The organism is Streptomyces sp. NPDC107517 (genome assembly GCF_055582645.1).
Genome location: NZ_JBVJPM010000002.1, coordinates 599,111 through 616,294, shown reverse-complemented (window position 1 = coordinate 616,294; position 17,184 = coordinate 599,111). Strand labels below are relative to the sequence as shown.

General features: G+C 71.4%; 13 protein-coding genes. 4 read left to right on the top strand and 9 right to left on the bottom strand.

Going from position 1 to position 17,184, the window contains the following annotated elements; all coding sequences use genetic code 11:
* Positions 1-5: 5 nt before the first annotated feature.
* Positions 6-731, bottom strand: coding sequence for an SIMPL domain-containing protein (locus ACZ67T_RS06530; protein WP_469981904.1), 726 nt, complete (start codon positions 729-731; stop codon positions 6-8).
* 132 nt (positions 732-863) lie between these two features.
* Here ACZ67T_RS06530 and ACZ67T_RS06525 point away from each other — a divergent pair, with 132 nt between their 5' ends.
* Positions 864-2,663, top strand: coding sequence for a bifunctional metallophosphatase/5'-nucleotidase (locus ACZ67T_RS06525; RefSeq protein WP_469982287.1), 1,800 nt, complete (start codon positions 864-866; stop codon positions 2,661-2,663).
* Here the strand turns inward: ACZ67T_RS06525 and ACZ67T_RS06520 are convergent.
* From ACZ67T_RS06520 to ACZ67T_RS06500, 5 genes are all read right to left on the bottom strand, one after another.
* Positions 2,660-4,105: a lysine N(6)-hydroxylase/L-ornithine N(5)-oxygenase family protein gene (locus ACZ67T_RS06520; RefSeq protein ID WP_469981902.1), complete on the bottom strand. Its 1,446-nt coding sequence runs from the start codon at positions 4,103-4,105 to the stop codon at positions 2,660-2,662. The two genes, ACZ67T_RS06525 and ACZ67T_RS06520, sit on opposite strands and share 4 nt — an antisense overlap.
* Positions 4,102-5,523: a pyridoxal phosphate-dependent decarboxylase family protein gene (locus ACZ67T_RS06515; protein ID WP_469981900.1), complete on the bottom strand. Its 1,422-nt coding sequence runs from the start codon at positions 5,521-5,523 to the stop codon at positions 4,102-4,104. The genes ACZ67T_RS06520 and ACZ67T_RS06515 overlap by 4 nt, the downstream gene beginning before the upstream one ends.
* A gap of 175 nt (positions 5,524-5,698) precedes the next feature.
* Positions 5,699-8,203 carry an aminopeptidase N gene (gene pepN / locus ACZ67T_RS06510; RefSeq protein WP_469981898.1) on the bottom strand — a complete coding sequence of 835 codons (2,505 nt, stop codon included), beginning with the start codon at positions 8,201-8,203 and terminating at the stop codon, positions 5,699-5,701.
* Between the two features lie 116 nt (positions 8,204-8,319).
* A complete protein-coding gene (locus tag ACZ67T_RS06505; RefSeq protein WP_469981897.1) occupies positions 8,320-8,655 on the bottom strand; it encodes a chorismate mutase in 336 nt (111 codons plus the stop codon).
* Between the two features lie 11 nt (positions 8,656-8,666).
* On the bottom strand, positions 8,667-9,578 hold the full coding sequence (locus tag ACZ67T_RS06500) for a helix-turn-helix domain-containing protein (RefSeq protein ID WP_469981895.1): 912 nt from the start codon (positions 9,576-9,578) through the stop codon (positions 8,667-8,669).
* Between the two features lie 137 nt (positions 9,579-9,715).
* Here ACZ67T_RS06500 and ACZ67T_RS06495 point away from each other — a divergent pair, with 137 nt between their 5' ends.
* From ACZ67T_RS06495 to ACZ67T_RS06485, 3 genes are all read left to right on the top strand, one after another.
* A complete protein-coding gene (locus tag ACZ67T_RS06495; RefSeq protein WP_469982285.1) occupies positions 9,716-11,461 on the top strand; it encodes a glycoside hydrolase family 35 protein in 1,746 nt (581 codons plus the stop codon).
* A 286-nt stretch (positions 11,462-11,747) separates the two neighbouring features.
* Positions 11,748-12,641: a hypothetical protein gene (locus ACZ67T_RS06490; RefSeq protein WP_469981894.1), complete on the top strand. Its 894-nt coding sequence runs from the start codon at positions 11,748-11,750 to the stop codon at positions 12,639-12,641.
* A 48-nt stretch (positions 12,642-12,689) separates the two neighbouring features.
* A complete protein-coding gene (locus ACZ67T_RS06485) occupies positions 12,690-14,168 on the top strand; it encodes an ankyrin repeat domain-containing protein (RefSeq protein ID WP_469981893.1) in 1,479 nt (492 codons plus the stop codon).
* On the opposite strand, the gene ACZ67T_RS06480 is transcribed toward ACZ67T_RS06485, so the two are convergent.
* The 3 genes from ACZ67T_RS06480 to ACZ67T_RS06470 are packed head-to-tail and all read right to left on the bottom strand — an operon-like array spanning position 14,128 to position 17,164.
* Positions 14,128-15,795, bottom strand: a complete 1,668-nt coding sequence (locus tag ACZ67T_RS06480; RefSeq protein WP_469981892.1) for an FAD-dependent oxidoreductase — start codon at positions 15,793-15,795, stop codon at positions 14,128-14,130. The two genes, ACZ67T_RS06485 and ACZ67T_RS06480, sit on opposite strands and share 41 nt — an antisense overlap.
* The gene (locus tag ACZ67T_RS06475; RefSeq protein WP_469981891.1) at positions 15,792-16,280 is read right to left on the bottom strand and encodes a flavin reductase family protein; all 489 of its coding nucleotides are present in this window, start codon (positions 16,278-16,280) and stop codon (positions 15,792-15,794) included. Before ACZ67T_RS06475 ends, ACZ67T_RS06480 begins: the two co-directional genes overlap by 4 nt.
* Positions 16,268-17,164 (bottom strand): VOC family protein, encoded by an 897-nt coding sequence (locus ACZ67T_RS06470; protein ID WP_469981889.1) that lies wholly within the window; start codon positions 17,162-17,164, stop codon positions 16,268-16,270. The genes ACZ67T_RS06475 and ACZ67T_RS06470 overlap by 13 nt, the downstream gene beginning before the upstream one ends.
* Between the last annotated feature and the right edge of the window lie 20 nt (positions 17,165-17,184).

Genomic DNA, 17,184 nt, shown 5'->3' with positions numbered 1-17,184 from the left:
GGTTTTTACAGCTCGGGCGGGTGCATGGTGAATCGGGCGTTGACGTTCGCGTAGACGGTCTGTCGCTGGGGTTCGAGGTCGAGGGGTGCGGGGGTGTCGTCGGGGGTGCCGCCGTAGGCGGCCATGCGCATGCGGGGTGCGCCGGGGACGGGTCCGTAGGGGTCGGGGTCTTCGGCTCCGGTGTCGGCGAGTTCGATGAGGGCGGCGAGGTGGGTGCCGAGGGCTTCGGCGTATTCGCGGGCGCGCTGGACTGCTTCGTGGACTGCTTGTTGGCGGGCGGTGCGGTGGACGGGTGAGTCGGGGCGCAGGGACCACCAGGGGCCGTCGATGCGGGTGAGGTCCTGGTCGGCGAGGCGGGTGGTGAGTTCGCCGAGTGCGGTGAAGTCGTTGAGTTCGGCGGTGATGTGGACGCGGCCGTGGTAGGCGCGGATGCGTTCGGTGCGTCCGTGGCGGGTGAGTTCGGGGGTGATGGAGAAGGCGCCGGTTTCGATTTTTTCGATGGCTTCTCCGTAGCTCTTGATGAGGTCGAGGGTGGTGGTGTTGCGGCGGGTGAGGTCGGTGAGGGCTTCGCGGCGGTCGGTGCCGCGGGCGTTGAGGGTGATACCGATGCGGGCGAGGTCGGGGTCGGTCTCGATGCGGGCTTCGCCGCGGACGGCGATGCGGGGGGCTTGGGGGGTGCCGTAGGGGGTGGCGGTGGGGTGTGGGCCGGGTGTCGTCTCGTCGGGGGTCATGGGGTCACTGTGGCAGCAGCGCATCGGACAGTCATCGGATTGAAACCTCGTGGGTCTGTTGCGTGTTGGGTTGAGGGGCCAGAATCTACGCGCGTTGCAACTGTCGACGAGTGGTGCCGGAGGGGATCTGAGATGCCGTTGAATCGCAGGAAGTTTCTGGGCAAGTCCGCTGCTACGGGTGCGGCCGTGGCGCTGACCGGGGCTGTGTCGGCGCCGGCCGCGCAGGCGCGCGGGGGGCGGCCGAAGGGGCGTAAGCGGTACTCGTTCACCGTCATGGGGACGACGGACCTGCATGGTCATGTCTTCAACTGGGACTACTTCAAGGATGCGGAGTACTCGGATCCGGCGGGCAACGCGATGGGTCTGTCGCGGATCTCGACGCTGGTGGAGGAGATTCGTGCGGAGCGGGGCCGGCGGAACACGCTGCTGATCGACGCGGGTGACACGATCCAGGGGACGCCTTTGACGTACTACTTCGCGAAGGTGGATCCGATCACCGCGAAGGGTGGTCCGGTGCATCCGATGGCTCAGGCGATGAATTCGATCGGTTATGACGCGGTGGCTCTGGGGAACCACGAGTTCAACTACGGGATCGAGACGCTGCGTAAGTTCGAGTCGCAGTGTGACTTCCCGTTGCTGGGTGCGAACGCCGTGGATGCGAAGACGGAGAAGCCGGCGTTCCCGCCGTATTTCATGAAGCGGCTGCGCACTCCGCACGGCAGGGATGTGAAGGTGGCGGTGCTCGGGCTGACGAATCCGGGGATCGCGATCTGGGACAAGGCGTATGTGCAAGGCGTGTTGAAGTTCCCCGGGCTTGAGGAGCAGGCCGCGAAGTGGGTGCCGAAGCTGCGGTCGATGGGTGCGGACGTGGTGATCGTGTCGGCGCATTCGGGGGCTTCGGGTACGTCGTCGTACGGGGATCAGGTTCCGTATGTGGAGAACGCGGCGGCGAATGTGGCGCGGCTGGTGCCGGGGATCGACGCGATTCTCGTGGGGCATGCGCATGTGGAGATTCCGCAGCAGCTGGTGACGAATGAGGAGACGGGCAGGGCGGTCGTGCTGTCGGAGCCGCTGTGTTACGCGGAGCGGCTGACGCTGTTCGACTTCGATCTGGTGTGGGAGAAGGGGCGTTGGTCGGTCGAGTCCGTGAAGGCGTCGCTGCGTGACTCGAAGACGGTGGCGGACGATCCGAAGATCACGAAGCTGCTGCAGGACGAGCATGCCGCGGTGGTGAAGTACGTCAATCAGGTGGTGGGCCGGGCGACGGTGGAGCTGACGACGGTCGACGCGCGGTACAAGGACGCGCCGATCATCGATCTGATCAACACGGTGCAGGCGGATGTGGTGAGGAAGGCGCTGGCGTCGACGGAGTACGCGTCGCTGCCGGTCCTCTCGCAGGCTTCGCCGTTCTCGCGGACGTCGTCGATTCCGGCGGGTGAGGTGACGATCCGGGATCTGTCGGGTCTGTATGTGTACGACAACACGCTGGTCGCGAAGTTGATGACGGGTGCGCAGGTGCGGGCGTACCTGGAGTTCTCGGCGGAGTACTTCGTGCAGACGGCGGCGGGCGCGGTCGTGGATGTGGAGAAGCTGACGAACGCGAACAACCGGCCGGACTACAACTACGACTATGTGTCGGGGCTTTCGTACGACATCGACGTCGCGCAGGCGGCGGGTTCGCGGATCAAGAACCTGGCGTATCAGGGTGCGGCGCTGGATGACGCGCAGAAGTTCGTGTTCGCGGTGAACAACTACCGGGCGAACGGTGGCGGGGCGTTCCCGCATGTGGCGTCGGCGCAGGAGCTGTGGTCGGAGTCGACGGAGATCCGTACGCGGATCACCGAGTGGGTGACCGCGAAGGGCACCCTGGACCCGGCGGAGTTCGCTTCGGTGGACTGGCGGCTGACGCGGGACGGTACGCCCGTGTTCTAGTTCTTGAGCTCGATGAGATGGGTGTTGCCGCGTTCTCCGGACTGGGTCCGGGGGGCGCGGTTTTCGTTGGGGGTGAGGCCGAAGGTGGTGAAGGCGGTGCGCTGCGGGAGGGGGTAGGGGTCCTTGCCCGTGAGGGTGTTGAGGATGGTGGCGCTGCGCCAGGCGGCGAGGCCGAGGTCGGGGGCGCCGACTCCGTGGGTGTGGCGTTCGGCGTTCTGTACGTAGATGTTGCTGCCGGCGTCGGTGACGGTGGGGTCGAGGACGAGGCGGAACTGTTCGTCGATGCGGGGGCGTTCGTTGTGGTCGCGGCGGAGGTGGGGGGCAAGGCCGGTGAGCATGTGGTCGAGGGGGCGTTCGCGGTAGCCGGTGGCGAGGACGACGGCGTCGGTGGTGAGGCGGGAGCGGGTGTTCTGCTGGCGGTGTTCGAGGTGGAGTTCGACTTTGGTGGTGGCGACGCGGCCGGCGGTGCGGACATGGACGCCGGGGGTGAGGGTGGCTTCGGGCCAGCCGCCGTGGAGGGTGCGCAGGTAGAGCTCGTCGTGGATGGCGGCGATGGTTTCGGCGTCGATGCCTTTGTGGAGCTGCCATTGGGCGGGGACGAGTCCGTCGCGTACGCCTTCGGGCAGGTGGTGGAAGTAGCGGGTGTAGTCGGGGGTGAAGTGTTCGAGGCCGAGCTTGGAGTACTCCATGGGGGCGAAGGCTTCGCTGCGGGCGAGCCAGTGGAGCTTTTCGCGTCCTTGGGGGCGGTTCTTGAGGAGGTCGAGGAAGATTTCGGCGCCGGACTGGCCTGATCCGATGACGGTGACGTGTTCGGCGGCGAGGAGTTCGGTGCGGTGGGTGAGGTAGTCGGCGGAGTGGATGACGGGGACGGTGGGGGCTTCGGCGAGGGGGCGCAGGGGTTCGGGGATGTAGGGGGCGGTGCCGACGCCGAGTACGACGTTCCTGGTGTAGGTGCGGCCGAGTGCTTCGGCTTCGCCTTCGGTGTCGAGCTGGGTGAAGTCGACTTCGAAGAGGCGGTGTTCGGGGTTCCAGCGGACGGCGTCGACCTGGTGGCCGAAGTGGAGTCCGGGGAGGTTTTCGCTGACCCAGCGGCAGTAGGCGTCGTATTCGGCGCGCTGGATGTGGAAGCGCTCGGCGAAGTAGAAGGGGAAGAGGCGGTCGCGGGTTTTGAGGTAGTTGAGGAAGGACCAGGGGCTTGCGGGGTCGGCGAGGGTGACGAGGTCGGCGAGGAAGGGGACTTGGAGGGTGGCGCCGTCGATGAGGAGGCCGGGGTGCCAGTGGAAGGCGGGGCGTTGTTCGTAGAAGGCGGTGTCGAGTTCGGTGAGGGGGTGGGCGAGGGCGGCGAGGGAGAGGTTGAAGGGGCCGATGCCGATGCCGACGAGGTCGCGGGGTGCTTCGGGGTGCGGGGTCCTGGGGGTGGGGGCGGTGGGCACGGTGGTCATCGGGATGTGTTTCCTTCCACCAGTTTCAGCAGCTGGGCCAGGTCGCCCGGCTGGGTGTGCGGGTTGAGCAGGGTGGCTTTGAGCCAGAGCCGGCCGTCGATGCGGGCGCGGCCGAGTACGGCGCGGCCTTGGGTGAGGAGGGTGCGGCGGATGTGGGCGATGTGTTCGTCGGACGCGCCGTGGGGGCGGAAGAGGACGGTGCTGAGGGTGGGGGTGTCGTAGAGGTCGAAGCCGGGGTGGGCGTGGAGGGTGGCGGCGAACTCCTGTGCCTGGTCGCAGACTTGGTCGACGAGGGCGCCGAGTCCGGTGCGGCCGAGGGCTTTGAGGGTGACGGCGATCTTGAGGATGTCGGGGCGCCGGGTGGTGCGCAGGGAGCGGCCGAGGAGGTCGGGCAGGCCGGCTTCGGTGTCGTCGTCCGCGTTGAGGTAGTCGGCGTGGTGGGTGAGGGGGGCGAGGTCGGCGGGGTCGCGTACGGCGAGGAGGCCGGCGGCGATGGGCTGCCAGCCGAGTTTGTGCAGGTCGAGGGCGACGGTGGTGGCGCGGTCGAGGCCGGTGAGCCGGGTGCGGCGGGTGGGGCTGAAGAGGAGTCCGGCGCCGTACGCGGCGTCGATGTGGAGGCGGGCGCCGTGGGCTTCGCAGACGTCGGCGATCTCCGGGAGGGGGTCGATGAGTCCTGCGTCGGTGGTGCCGGCGGTGGCGGCGACGAGTTTGGGTCCTGGCAGGTCGGTGAGGGCTTCGTCGAGGGCGGCCGGGTCGAGGGTGCCGGTGGGGGCGGGCACGGTGACGGGGTCGGGGAGTCCGAGGAGCCAGGCTGCGCGGGGCAGGGAGTGGTGGGCGCCTGCGCCGGTGATGAGCTGGAGGGGGCCCGCGGAGGCGTGGGCTTCGCGGGCGAGGAGGACGGCGAGCTGGTTGGCCTCGGTGCCGCCGGTGGTGACCAGGGCCTGGGGGTGGCCGGGCCGGCCCGGTTGTGCGGGCCGGTCGGTGTGGTTCGTGTCGCCGTAGACCTCGTGGGCGAGTGCGTCGGTGACGAGGGTTTCGAGGGCGGAGGCCGCGGGGGCCTGGTCCCAGGAGTCCATGGAGGGGTTGAGGGCCGAGGCGGCGAGGTCGGCTGCGGTGGCGAGGGCGAGGGGCGGGCAGTGGAGGTGGGCCGCGCACAGGGGGTCGGCGGGGTCGGCGGCGCCTTCGGCGAGGGCCTGTACGAGGGTGCGCAGCGCGGTGTCGGGGCCGGTGCCGTGGTGGGGCAGGGGGTCGCCGGTGAGTTCGCGCAGGCGGGCGGTGACGGTGCGGGGGCCGCCGGCGGGGAGGGGGCCGCCTCGGGCGGTGGCTCCGTCGTGGAGGGCGTCGAGGACGGTGTCGAGCAACGGCCTCAGGGCTTGGGGGCCTTGGGGGCCTCCGGCGAGGGGCGGCGGGTTGCTCATGGCGGTGTCCTTCGGGTGTGCGGGTGGGGCCTCCAGCCTGTCTGCGGTGGCGGTGGCGTGCCCGTTGGTCACAACGATCGGAACCCGAAAGTGGTACTGCCGTGCGGGGATTGGGCGGTGACGGGGTGGTTGGTGGTACGGGGTCCGGGGCTGCCGGACCCCGTACGCTCCGGTGCTAGTGGGCGGTGGTGGCCGTCCTGATCTTCAAGGCGCGGGCGAGGTCGTCGAGTTGGTCGGCGAGTTTGCGGCGCAGGGCGGGGATGGGGTCGTCGTCCTGGAGGCACGATGCACCGAGGGCGAGGGTGTGGGTGTCGACGGCGTGGGCGGGGAAGGCCCAGCGTCCCGCGGCGTCGGCGACGGCGGGGCCACGGCGGTGGGCGACGGCTACGGCGTCAGGGAAGTAGCGGGCGACGTAGGGGTGCAGGAGGTCGCTCTGTTCGGGTTGCCAGAAGCCCTGGGCGGTGGCGGTGAAGAGGTAGTTGGAGAGTTCGTCGGTGGTGAACATGGCGTCCCAGGCGGCGCGTTTGGCGTCGGGGTCGGGCAGGGCCGCGCGGCAGCGGGCGGCGCCTTCCTGGCCGGTGGCGCTGGGGTCCTGGGTGAGTTCGGCCTCGATGACGGCGTCGTCGACGGCGCCGAGTACGCAGAGGCGGCCGAGGATGCGCCAGCGCAGTTCGGGGTCGAGTTCGGGGCCGCCGGGGACGCTGCCGCTGTCGTACCAGTCGCGGATGGTGTCGGCGTGTGCGGCGCTGTCGATGAGGGTGCGTACGGCGGTGAGGCGCAGGCCGGGGTTGCTGCCGTCCTCGGTGCGGCGGATGAGGTCGGTGCACAGGTCGGTGAGGAGGGCGAGTGCGTCGGGGCGTTCGGCGGGGGTGGTGCAGCGGTCGGCGACCTGGGTGCGGGCGAAGGCGAGGACGCCTTGGACGTTGGCGAGTTCGGTTTCGGCGGGGAGGTGGGCGCGGGCGGCTTCGAGGTAGGTGAGGGGTTCGAGTTCGCCGTCGCGGACCATGTCGCGCAGGCAGTTCCACAGGACGGCGCGGGTGAGGGGGTCGGGGACGCGGGACAGGCCGCGCAGGGTGGTTTCCTCGGAGTGGGGGTCGAGGCGGATCTTGGCGTAGGTGAGGTCCTGGTCGTTGGGGACGACGAGGGCGGGGCGGGGTCCGTGGAGGCGGTGTTCGCCTTCGGCGGGGGTGTCGGAGATGTCGAGGTCGGTCAGTTCGCGGCGGACGAGGGTGGCGCCGTCGATGAGGTCGCGGTCGTAGACGCCGACGGTGATGCGGTGGGGGCGGCTGCCGTCGCGGGTGAGGGTGAGTTCTGCCTGCCCCGGGTGTTCGGTGACGGTGGCGGTGAGGGTGTCGACGCCGGTGGTGCGCAGCCAGGTGTCGGCCCAGGCGTGGACGTCGCGGTCCGTGTGGTGGGCGAGGGAGGCGATGAAGTCGGCGAGGGTGGCGTTGGCGAACTTGTGGCGCTGGAAGTGGGTGTTGATCCCGGCGAGGAAGTCCTTCTCGCCCAGCCAGGCGACCAACTGCCGTAGTGCGGAGGCTCCCTTGGCGTAGGAGATGCCGTCGAAGTTGAGCAGGGCGGACGCGGTGTCGGGGACCGCGTCGGGGGCGACGGGGTGGGTGGAGGGGCGCTGGTCGGCGTCGTATCCCCAGGCCTTGCGGGACACTCCGAAGTCGACCCAGGTGTCCTTGAAGCGGGTGGCTTCGGTGAGGGTCTGGTAGCCCATGTATTCGGCGAAGGACTCGTTGAGCCAGATGTCGTCCCACCATTGGAGGGTGACGAGGTCGCCGAACCACATGTGGGCCATTTCGTGGGCGATGACCATGGCGCGGGTCTGGCGTTCGGTGTCGGTGACGGCGGAGCGGTGGACGAACTCGTCGCGGAAGGTGACGAGTCCGGGGTTCTCCATGGCGCCGGCGTTGAACTCGGGGACGAACGCCTGGTCGTAGGAGTCGAAGGGGTAGGGCTCCTCGAACTTCTCGTGGTAGCGGTCGTAGCAGGCGCGGGTGATGTCGAGGATTTCCTCGGCGTCGGCGTCGAGGTGGGGGGCGAGGGAACGGCGGCAGTGCAGGCCGAAGGGCAGGCCGCGGTGCTCGGTGCGTACGGAGTGCCAGGGTCCGGCGGCGACGGCGACGAGGTAGGTGGAGAGCAGCGGGGTGGTGGCGGCCCGCCACTTTCCCTCTCCCAGGTGCTCGGTGACGCTGTTGGCGAGGACGGTGCAGCCGTCGGGGGCGGTGACGGTGAGGTCGAACACGGCCTTCAGGTCGGGCTGGTCGAAGGCGGCGAAGACGCGCTGGACGTCTTCCATGAACAGCTGCGTGTAGACGTACGTCTCGCCGTCGGCGGGGTCGGTGAAGCGGTGCATGCCTTCGCCGGTGTGCGAGTAGGCCATGGCGGCTTCGACGCGCAGTTCGTGGGGGCCGGGGGTGAGTCCGGTGAGGGGGAGCCGGTTGTCGTCGAGTGCGGCGGGGTCCAGGGGCTGTCCGTCGAGGGTGACGGATCGCAGGGCGGCGGGCCTGACCTCGACGAAGGTGTCTCCGGCCGTGCGGGTGGTGAAGCCGATGACGGTGGTGGAGTCGAAGGTGTCGGCTCCGCGGGTGAGATCGAGGTCGATCTCGTACCTCTGGACGTCGATGAGCTGGGCTCGGGTCTGCGCTTCGTCGCGCGTCAGTACGGACATGGGGACATGCTGCCGCACGCCTCCGGCAGGGGACAGGTGGCCCGGGGGCGTCCTCTGACAGGACCTTGCCCGGCGTCGGCGTCACCGTCTCGGGGCTCTGCCCCGGGCCCCGCTCCTCAATCGCCGGAGGGGCTTGAACTGGCGGCGATCTGCTCGTGGTGGCGGATCACTTCGGAAATGATGAAGTTGAGGAGCTTCTCGGCGAACGCGGGGTCGAGTTTGGCGCTCTCGGCGAGCTGGCGCAGGCGGGTGATCTGGCTGGCTTCGCGGGAGGGGTCGGCCGGGGGCAGGGCGTGTTCGGCTTTGAGGTGGCCGACCTGCTGGGTGCATTTGAAGCGTTCGGCGAGCATGTGGACGACGGCGGCGTCGATGTTGTCGATGCTGTCGCGCAGGCGGGCGAGTTCGGCGCGGACGGCGGAGTCCACGGAGTCCGCGGCGTTGCTGTTGGTCATGGGAGGAAACCCTACGTGGCGCGGGGGCGCTCGATCGTGGGGCCCGGGGAGCGCAGCATCGGCGGGTGGTCGGGGTCGGGGACCGTGTGCGACCAGCCGCCGGGGACGGTGCGGCCCTGTTGTTCGCGGAAGCGGACGGGCGCGGTGCCGACGCGGCGGGTGAACAGGCGGGAGAAGTAGGCGGGGTCGTCGTAGCCGACGCGGCGGGCGACGGCGGCGACGGGGAGTTCGGTGGCGGCGAGGAGTTCTTTGGCGCGGCCGAGGCGGATGCCGAGGAGGTAGTCCTTGGGGCTGCAGCCCGCGCCGCGGCGTACGGCGGTGCGCAGTTCGGCGGGGGTCATGCCGTGGCGGGCGGCGTGTTCGGCGACGGACAGGGGCTGGAAGGCGTCGCGGGCGAGGGACTGGAGGACGGGGTCGCCGTCGGGGGACATGTCGGCGCGGGCGCGGCGCAGGGCGACGAGGAGTTCGTGGACGGCGGCGGCGGTCTCGACCTCGAGCAGGGGGTTGCCGCGGCGGGCGGCGCGGGCGATGCGGCCGACGGCGGTGCGGGCGTGGGCGGCGTCGGAGAGGGGGACGACGGGGCGTTCGGGCTCTATGTAGCCGAGTTCGGTGTACGTGGTGGCGGCGGGGCCGGTGAAGTCGACGAAGCACTCGTCCCAGCCGGTGTCGGGGTCGGGCCCGTAGTGGTGGGGGATGCCGGGGGTGACCCAGATGAGGGCGGGTGCGGTGACGGTGGTGCGGCGGCCGTCGGGGGCCTGGTACCAGCCGCGTCCGGCGGTGATGACGACGGCGACGTGGTGGTCGAGGGTGCGGGGGCCGACGGTGGGCAGGGCGCCGTGCTGGAGGCCGACGCCGAGGCAGACGAGGCCGAGGCGGTGGTGGGCCGGGCTGGGGGTGAAATACCGCATCCAGGTGTGGTACATCCGCTTACGTCCCTTCCTGGGCGGGTGTGGTGCCGGTGGTGCGCGCGTTGCGTCCAAACAGGGCTGATCTTTGTCCATGGACCGTGCCGCCCGCCAGAGGTGATCGTGGCAGGCAGTGCGTGAACGAGAGGGACATGATGGCCGGGTTCAGAGTGGGCGAGGACGACTTCGAGGTCGACGGGCGGCCGGTGCGGCTCCTGTCGGGGGCGCTGCACTACTTCCGGGTGCACGAGGAGCAGTGGGGGCACCGTCTCGCGATGCTGCGGGCGATGGGCCTGAACTGTGTGGAGACGTACGTCCCGTGGAATCTGCACGAGCCGCGCCCCGGCGAGCTGCGTGACGTGGGGGCTCTGGGCCGGTTCCTGGACGCGGTGAGCGAGGCGGGGCTGTGGGCGATCGTGCGTCCGGGTCCCTACATCTGTGCCGAGTGGGAGAACGGCGGGCTGCCGCACTGGCTGACGGGTCCGCTGGGCTCGCGGGTGCGGACCAGGGACGGGGAGTTCCTGGCGGCGGTGGACCGCTGGTTCGCGGCGCTGCTCCCCCAGGTCGTGGAGCGGCAGTTCGGCCGGGGCGGCCCGGTGATCATGGTGCAGGTGGAGAACGAGTACGGCTCGTACGGCTCGGACCAGGTGTATCTGGCGCATCTCGCGGACAGTTTGCGCGGGCTCGGGGTGACGGCGGCGCTCTTCACGTCGGACGGTCCTGACGACCACATGCTGACGGGCGGGTCGGTACCGGGTGTCCTCGCGACGGCGAACTTCGGGTCGAACGCGCGGAAGGGTTTCGAGGCGCTGCGCCGGCACCGGCCCAAGGGTCCGCTGATGTGCATGGAGTTCTGGTGCGGCTGGTTCGACCACTGGGGCGCGGATCATGTCGTGCGGGACGCCGAGGACGCGGCGGCGGCTTTGCGGGAGATCCTGGAGTGCGGGGCGTCGGTCAATCTGTACATGGCGCACGGCGGGACGAGTTTCGGCGGCTGGGCGGGGGCCAACCGTGCGGGGCAGTTGCACGAGGGCCCGCTCCAGCCCGATGTGACGTCGTACGACTACGACGCGCCGGTCGACGAGCACGGGCGGCCGACGGAGAAGTTCTGGCGCTTCCGTGAGGTGTTCGCCGAGTACGCGGACGGGCCGCTGCCGGACGTGCCCGAGCAGCCGGCGGAGCTGGCCGCCGCGGTGACGGCGGAGCTGACGTCGCATGTGCCACTGGACGCGGTCCTGGACGGGCTCGGTTCGGCGGAGGGTGAGTACGCGGTGCCGCCGACCTTCGAGGAACTCGACGTGGACCGGGGGCTGGTGCGCTACAGCGTCGACGTGCCGGGGCCGCGCCGGGCGTATCCGCTGCGGGTGGCGGGGCTGCGGGACCGTGCCGTGGTGTACGTGGACGGGGTGCGGGCCGGGGTGCTCACGGAGGACGAGCCGGTCCTCGCGGAGCCCGTCGCGGGACCCGCCCGTGTCGAGCTGTGGGTGGAGTCGCTGGGCCGGGTCAACTACGGTCCGCGCACGGGTGAGCCGAAGGGCGTCACGGGCGGGGTGCTGCACGAGCGGCAGTTTCTGCACGGGGTGCGGGCGCGGGCGCTGCGCCTGGACGCGTTCGACGACGCGGACGCGGTGCGGGGCCTGGCGGCGGTGGACGGCCGCGCCGGGGCGGCGGGCCTGTACCGCGGCACGTTCGAGGTGAGCGGCGCCGGGGACGCGGAGCTCGAACTGCCGGGCTGGACACGGGGGTTCGTGTGGGTGAACGGCTTCAACCTGGGACGCTACTGGTCGGTGGGGCCGCAGCACTCGCTGTACGTTCCCGGTCCCGTGCTGCGGGAGGGCCGTAACGAGGTGTGGGTGCTGGAGACGGAGGCGGCGGGCGAGCCGCGTGTGACGTTGTCGTAGGCGCCGCCGGGCCGACGTACGGGGCCGGTTCCGGGTCACGGAACCGGCCCCTCTTTACGCGCGACGGGGTGCGGGCCGCTCTCCGTGGGAGCCGGCGGGCACGGTCCTCGCTGCGCTCATGGTGGGGCGCGTTGATCACGATGGTGGGGGCGGGGCGTGCGGGCCCATGGACAAAGGGGAGAGAGGTCTTGGACTAATCGCGCACGGTGGGCCTGCCGGATCCCGCCGTACAGTGGAGTTGCGGTGTCCGGGCGGTGGGTGCCCGGCGGCCCCAGGGGGTGCGGGCGTGGCGAACGGCGGACCGGTGGAGCACGGCTTTCCGCATCTGGAGACGGTGCGGGCGGCGGTGACCGCGCTGTACAAGCGGCTCTCGTACGACACCGTGCACGCCTTCGAGACGAGTGTCGCCCCGGTCGACGTGGCGTTCTGCGACCAGGACGACCTGTATCTGGGCGCGCAGCGGGTGGCGCGTGAACTGGTGCGGCACTACCGGCTGCCGGACGCGCGGATGATCGTCAGTTTCCGCGAGATGACGCACGCGGCGAGTGTGGAGCTGGCGGCGGGTCCGGAGTACTTCATCGAGCTGAACGACCGGTTCCGTACGCATCGGCGTGACATCGGGGCCGCGCTCGCCCATGAGGTCATGCACGTCTATCTGCACCGGCTCGGGCTCTCGTTCCCGGGGACGCGGGACAACGAGATCCTCACGGACACGGCAACCACCTATCTGGGGGCGGGGTGGCTGCTGCTCGACGCGTACCGGGAGGACGCGGCGTCGTCGCAGAAGCTCGGCTATCTCACGCCGGAGGAGTTCGGTTACGTCCTGGCCAAGCGGTCGGTGGCGTTCGGTGAGGCGCCGGAGACGTGGTTCACCAGTGCCCAGGCCTACACCGCGTACACGAAGGGGCTGGCGCGGGCGCGGGCCGACGAGCAGCAGCCGCCGCTGACGGCGGCCGGGTGGGCGGGGCGGCGGCGGTACGCGAAGGACCGGCGCGAGGCGCGGGAGAGCGGGGTGGGCGGCGTGGCGCCGGGCGGTGCGTACGCGTTCTCGACGGAGGGGTCCGCGCTGCGGGTGACGTTTCCGTGTCCGACGTGCCATCAGCGGATCAGGGTCCCGGTGCGGGGCCGGGTGCGGGCGCGGTGCGCACTGTGTCACACCGTCATGGATTGCGACACATAGGATCAAAACGCTTTGCGTTCACCCCGGGTGAGGGGCGATGGTCGACATATGGACGAAGAGCTGAAGGCGGGCGCGAGCGGCCTGTTCGACGCGGTGTACGGCGGTGACGAGGACGCGGTGGTGCGGGCCCTGCGCGCGGGCGCGGCGGCGGACGAGCCGGACGACGAGGGCCGTACGGCGCTCTATCTGGCGTCGGTGAGCGACGAGCCGGGCATCGTTCGGCTGCTGTTGTCGGCCGGGGCGGACCCGGACCGGCTGAGCGGTGGCACGGATCTGCCGCTGTGCGGGGCGGCGTGCGGCGGGCACACGGAGGTCGTGCGGGCGCTGCTCGGGGCGGGCGCGCGGGTCGATCTGCGCGAGGAGTTCGGGTTCACGGCGATGGCATGGGCGCTCCAGCGCGGGCACGAAGGGGTGGTGCGGGCGCTGCTCGACGGCGGCGCGGATCCGCAGCTGCCGGGTCCCGGCGGCGGCCTTCCGCTGGTCGCGGCGGCGAGGCGCGGGTCGACGGGGTGTGTGCGGGCGCTGCTCGAACACGGCGCGCAGGGGCGGACCGAGGCGCTCGCGGAGGCGCTGGCCTGGTGCGGTGTGGATGTGGCGGCGGTGCTGCGTGCGGGCCTCGAGCGGCCCGGGAGCGAGGCGGTGACGCAGCGGTTCGCAGAGGACGGCGGGGTGACCGTGGTCGTGGAGCTGCTGGACGAGGAGGGGCGGCCGCGTTCGGGTAACGACATGCAGACGGGGCACGCGGCCATCGCCACGCTCCTGGAGGCGGACTTGGGTGTCGTGACGTCGGCCGCCGAGCTTGCGGAGCGTGCGCTGCGTCGCGGTGACCCGGACGACGACGACTGGACCGAGGCCGTTGCGGCGCTCCAGGCGCGCGGTGACGAGGAGACGTACCGGTCGGCGGCCGCGTGGTGCGCGAGCGATGAGGCACCGCGACGGGCCTTCGGGGCGGACGTGCTCGGGCAGTTGGGACCGCGCGGCCGGTACACGGCCAGGTCGCTGCCCGTGCTGCGCGCCCTCGCCCGTACGGCCCGCGACACCGCCGCTCTGCGCTCGGCGGTCGTCGCGCTCGGCCATCTCGACGACCCGGCCGCGCTGCCGGAGATCCTGCTCCACACCGGGCATCCGGAGCCGCGGGTGCGGCGCGCGGTGGCGCTCGCCCTCACGGGCCTGGTGCCCGCCGGTCACGACGCGGCCGTCGCGGCGCTGGTCGCGCTGGCCCACGACGCGGACGGCGATGTGCGCAACTGGGCCGCGGCGGCGCTCGCCGCCGCGCCCGCCGACACGGCCGAGGTGCGCGACGCGCTGGCCGCGCTCCTCGAAGACCCGGTCGCGGACGCCGCGGCGGAGGCGGCCCGCGGTCTGGCGCTGCGCCACGATCCGCGGGCCGTCGAGGCGCTCGCGCGGATCCTCGCCTGCCAGGCGCCGGGCGGGTACGCGCACGACACGGCCCGGGACGCGATCCGCCACGTCCCGGACGCGCGGGTCAGAGCGCGTCTCGAGTGGACGGTCCCGCGATGTCGTTGACGGCGGCCCAGCTGAACGCCATGGCGGGCCCGATCGTCGCACCGGGCCCCGGGTACGTCTCCCCCATGACGGCCGCCGAGCAGTTCCCGGAGGCGTAGAGCCCGGCGACGGGCGTGCCGTCCTCGCGCAGGACGCGGGCGTCCGCGTCCGTGACGAGGCCGCCCTTGGTGCCGATGTCGCCGGGGTGGACGGGGACGGCGTAGAAGGGGCCCTTGTCGAGGGGGGCGAGGTTGGGGTTCGGGAGGGTCGGGTCGCCGTAGTAGCGGTCGTAGACACTGTCGCCGCGCGCGAAGTCCCCGTCCTTTCCGGCGGCGGCGAAGCCGTTGAACCTCCTTATGGCAGACGGAAGTTGGGGCGCTTCGATGATCCGGGCGAGTTCCTCCACGGTGGCGGCCTGCTTCAGGAAGCCGCTCCCGCGCCACCGCTTGGGGAAGGCCTGGCCGGGGAAGAGGCCCGCGAAGATGTAGCGGGCCTTGGAGCGGGCGTCGAGGATCAGCCAGGACGGGACGGTCGTCGCGTCGGGTCGGTCGGCGGCGTACATGCGGTCCACGAACTCGTGGTACGGCGCCGCCTCGTTGGCGTACCGCTCCCCCGCCGCGTTCACGATCACCATGCCGGGGATGCCCCGGTCGGCGACGAGGAAGAACGGCTTCTCGCCGGGCGGGCACAGGGAGGGGGCGCCCCACACCTTGTCGAGGAGGTCGGTGGCGGCGCCGAGTTCCTCGCCCAGGCGCAGGGCGTCGCCGATCTGGCCCTCGGAGGAGTGGGTCCAGGCGGTGGACGTGGGCTGCGGCAGGTACTTCTCGCGCAGCGCCTGGTCGTGGGAGAAGCCGCCGGAGGCGAGGACGACGCCGCCACGGGCCCGTACGACGTGTTCGGCCCCGTCGCGCAGGACACGGACGCCGGTGACGCGGCCACCCTCCACGACGAGGCCCGTCAGCGGCGCCGACAGCCACAGGTCACCGCCGAGCCGCTCCAGGGAGAGCCGCATCCTGGCGATCAGCGCCTCGCCGAGCGAGAGCAGCTTGCGCCCGCGCAGCGCCGCGCCCACGGCCCTCGCCCCCACCCGCACCGACCTGCGCTTGCCGGCCCAGGTGCGGGCGACCATGTTGAGGAAGCGGAAGTCGTACGACGTCATGGTCAGCCCGTACGTGGGCAGCCCGGCCCGGCGCAGGTCCCGGGCGAGCGGGCCGAGTTCCTTGAGGTCGACGACGCACGGCTCGGCCGAGCGGCCCTGCGCCATGCCGCCGAGCGCCTCCGGGAAGTAGTCGGAGTAGCCGGGCGTGTACATGAAGCGGACGGCGGTGCGGTCGTGGAACTCGCGGACCATGCGCGGCCCGTGCCGCAGATAGGCGTCCTTGCGGTCGCCCGGTACGCGGTCGCCGACGGTCGCGTCGAGGTAGGCGCGGGCCTTCTCGTACGTGTCGCCGAGGCCGGCCGCGTCGAGGTGGAAGTTGCCCGGCACCCAGATCGCGCCGCCGGACAGGGCGGTGGATCCGCCGTACTGGTCAGTCTTCTCGACGATCAGGGCGGTCAGTCCGCGCAGGCGGGCGGTGATCGCGGCGGCGAACCCGGCGGCGCCGGACCCGACGACCACCACGTCGTAACCGATCTCGGCGTCACTCATGCGAACTCCCCGGTGGCGTAGGCGCTGCGGAAGTAGAGGAGGGGGTTGCCGCCGTCGCGTGCGGTCAGGCCGAGGACGCGGGCGGTGACGATCCAGTGGTCGCCGGCCTCGTGGACGGCGTACAGCTCGCAGTCGACGGTGGCGAGGGCGCCCGCGACGCGGACGGCGCCGCCTTCGATCGGCTCCCACCGCACGTCGCGGAACTTGTCGGGGCCGCTGCGGCCGACGGCGGTGCACACGGCGCGCTGGTCGTCGGCGAGGATCGAGACGCCGAACCGGCCCGCGCGCCGCACCTTGGGCCAGCTCGTCGACGACTTGGCGACGCACAGCAGCACGAGCGGCGGTTCGAGGGAGAGCGAGGCGAAGGACTGGCAGGCGAGGCCCACCGGTTCGCCGGTGTCCTCGTCGAGGGCGGCGACGACCGTGACGCCGGACGCGAAGTGGCCCAGGACGTCACGGAACGCGTCCGGGGTCAGCCGTTCCACCGGTGGCCCCAGAAGCTGTCGGCCGTGATCTCCTTCGTCACCCAGGTCGCTTTGTCGACGATGAGACCGTCCCAGCCGTACTCGACCTGGAAGCCGCCGGGGGCCTGCGCGTAGAAGGACACCATGTGGTCGTTGGAGTGCCGGCCGAGGGTGGAGGCGATCGGGATGCCCGCCGCGTTCATGCGGTCGAGGCAGAAGCCGACGTCGTCGAGGCGCTCCAGCTCGACCATGAAGTGCACGATGCCGGGCGGGAGTTCGCCCGGGTACAGGCCGAGGCTGTGGTGGCGGGCGTTGGGGCTGAGGAAGTTCATCCAGTAGAAGTCCTGGCCCGGCTTCCCCGTGGGCACGGCGACGGGCGGCAGCTTCATCCGGTCGCGGAGCTGGAAGCCGAGGAGGTTCTCGTAGAAGTCGAGGGTGGCTTCCATGTCGGGGGCGGGCATGACGACGTGGCCGAGGCCGAGGTGGTCGCCGGTGACGAAGCGGTTGCCGTACGGGGCGGCGAGCGGGGTGTGGTCCTGGGCCTGGCCCCAGTAGATCTCCAGGGGGTTGCCGGCCGGGTCCTCGCAGTGGATGAGGCCCTGGACACGGCGGTCGGCGAGGGTGGCGTCGTCGGCGTGCTTGACGGCGACGCCGGCCGCTTCGAGTTCGGCGGCGGCCTCGGCGAGCGCTCGCGCGTTCGCGACCTCGAAGCCGGCGGACAGGAGCCGGTCGTGTTCGCCCGCCACGAAGGACAGGCGGCGGATGCGGTCGTCGATCCGGGCGTGCAGGACGGTGTCCGTCGAGTCGGCGCCCACCGTCATCCCGAGGATGTCGATGGCGTAGGTACGCCACTCGGCGAGCTTCGCGGTCTCGATGCGGAGAAAGCCCAGAGAGCGGATGTCCATGGCTGCGGGCCTTTCGGAGG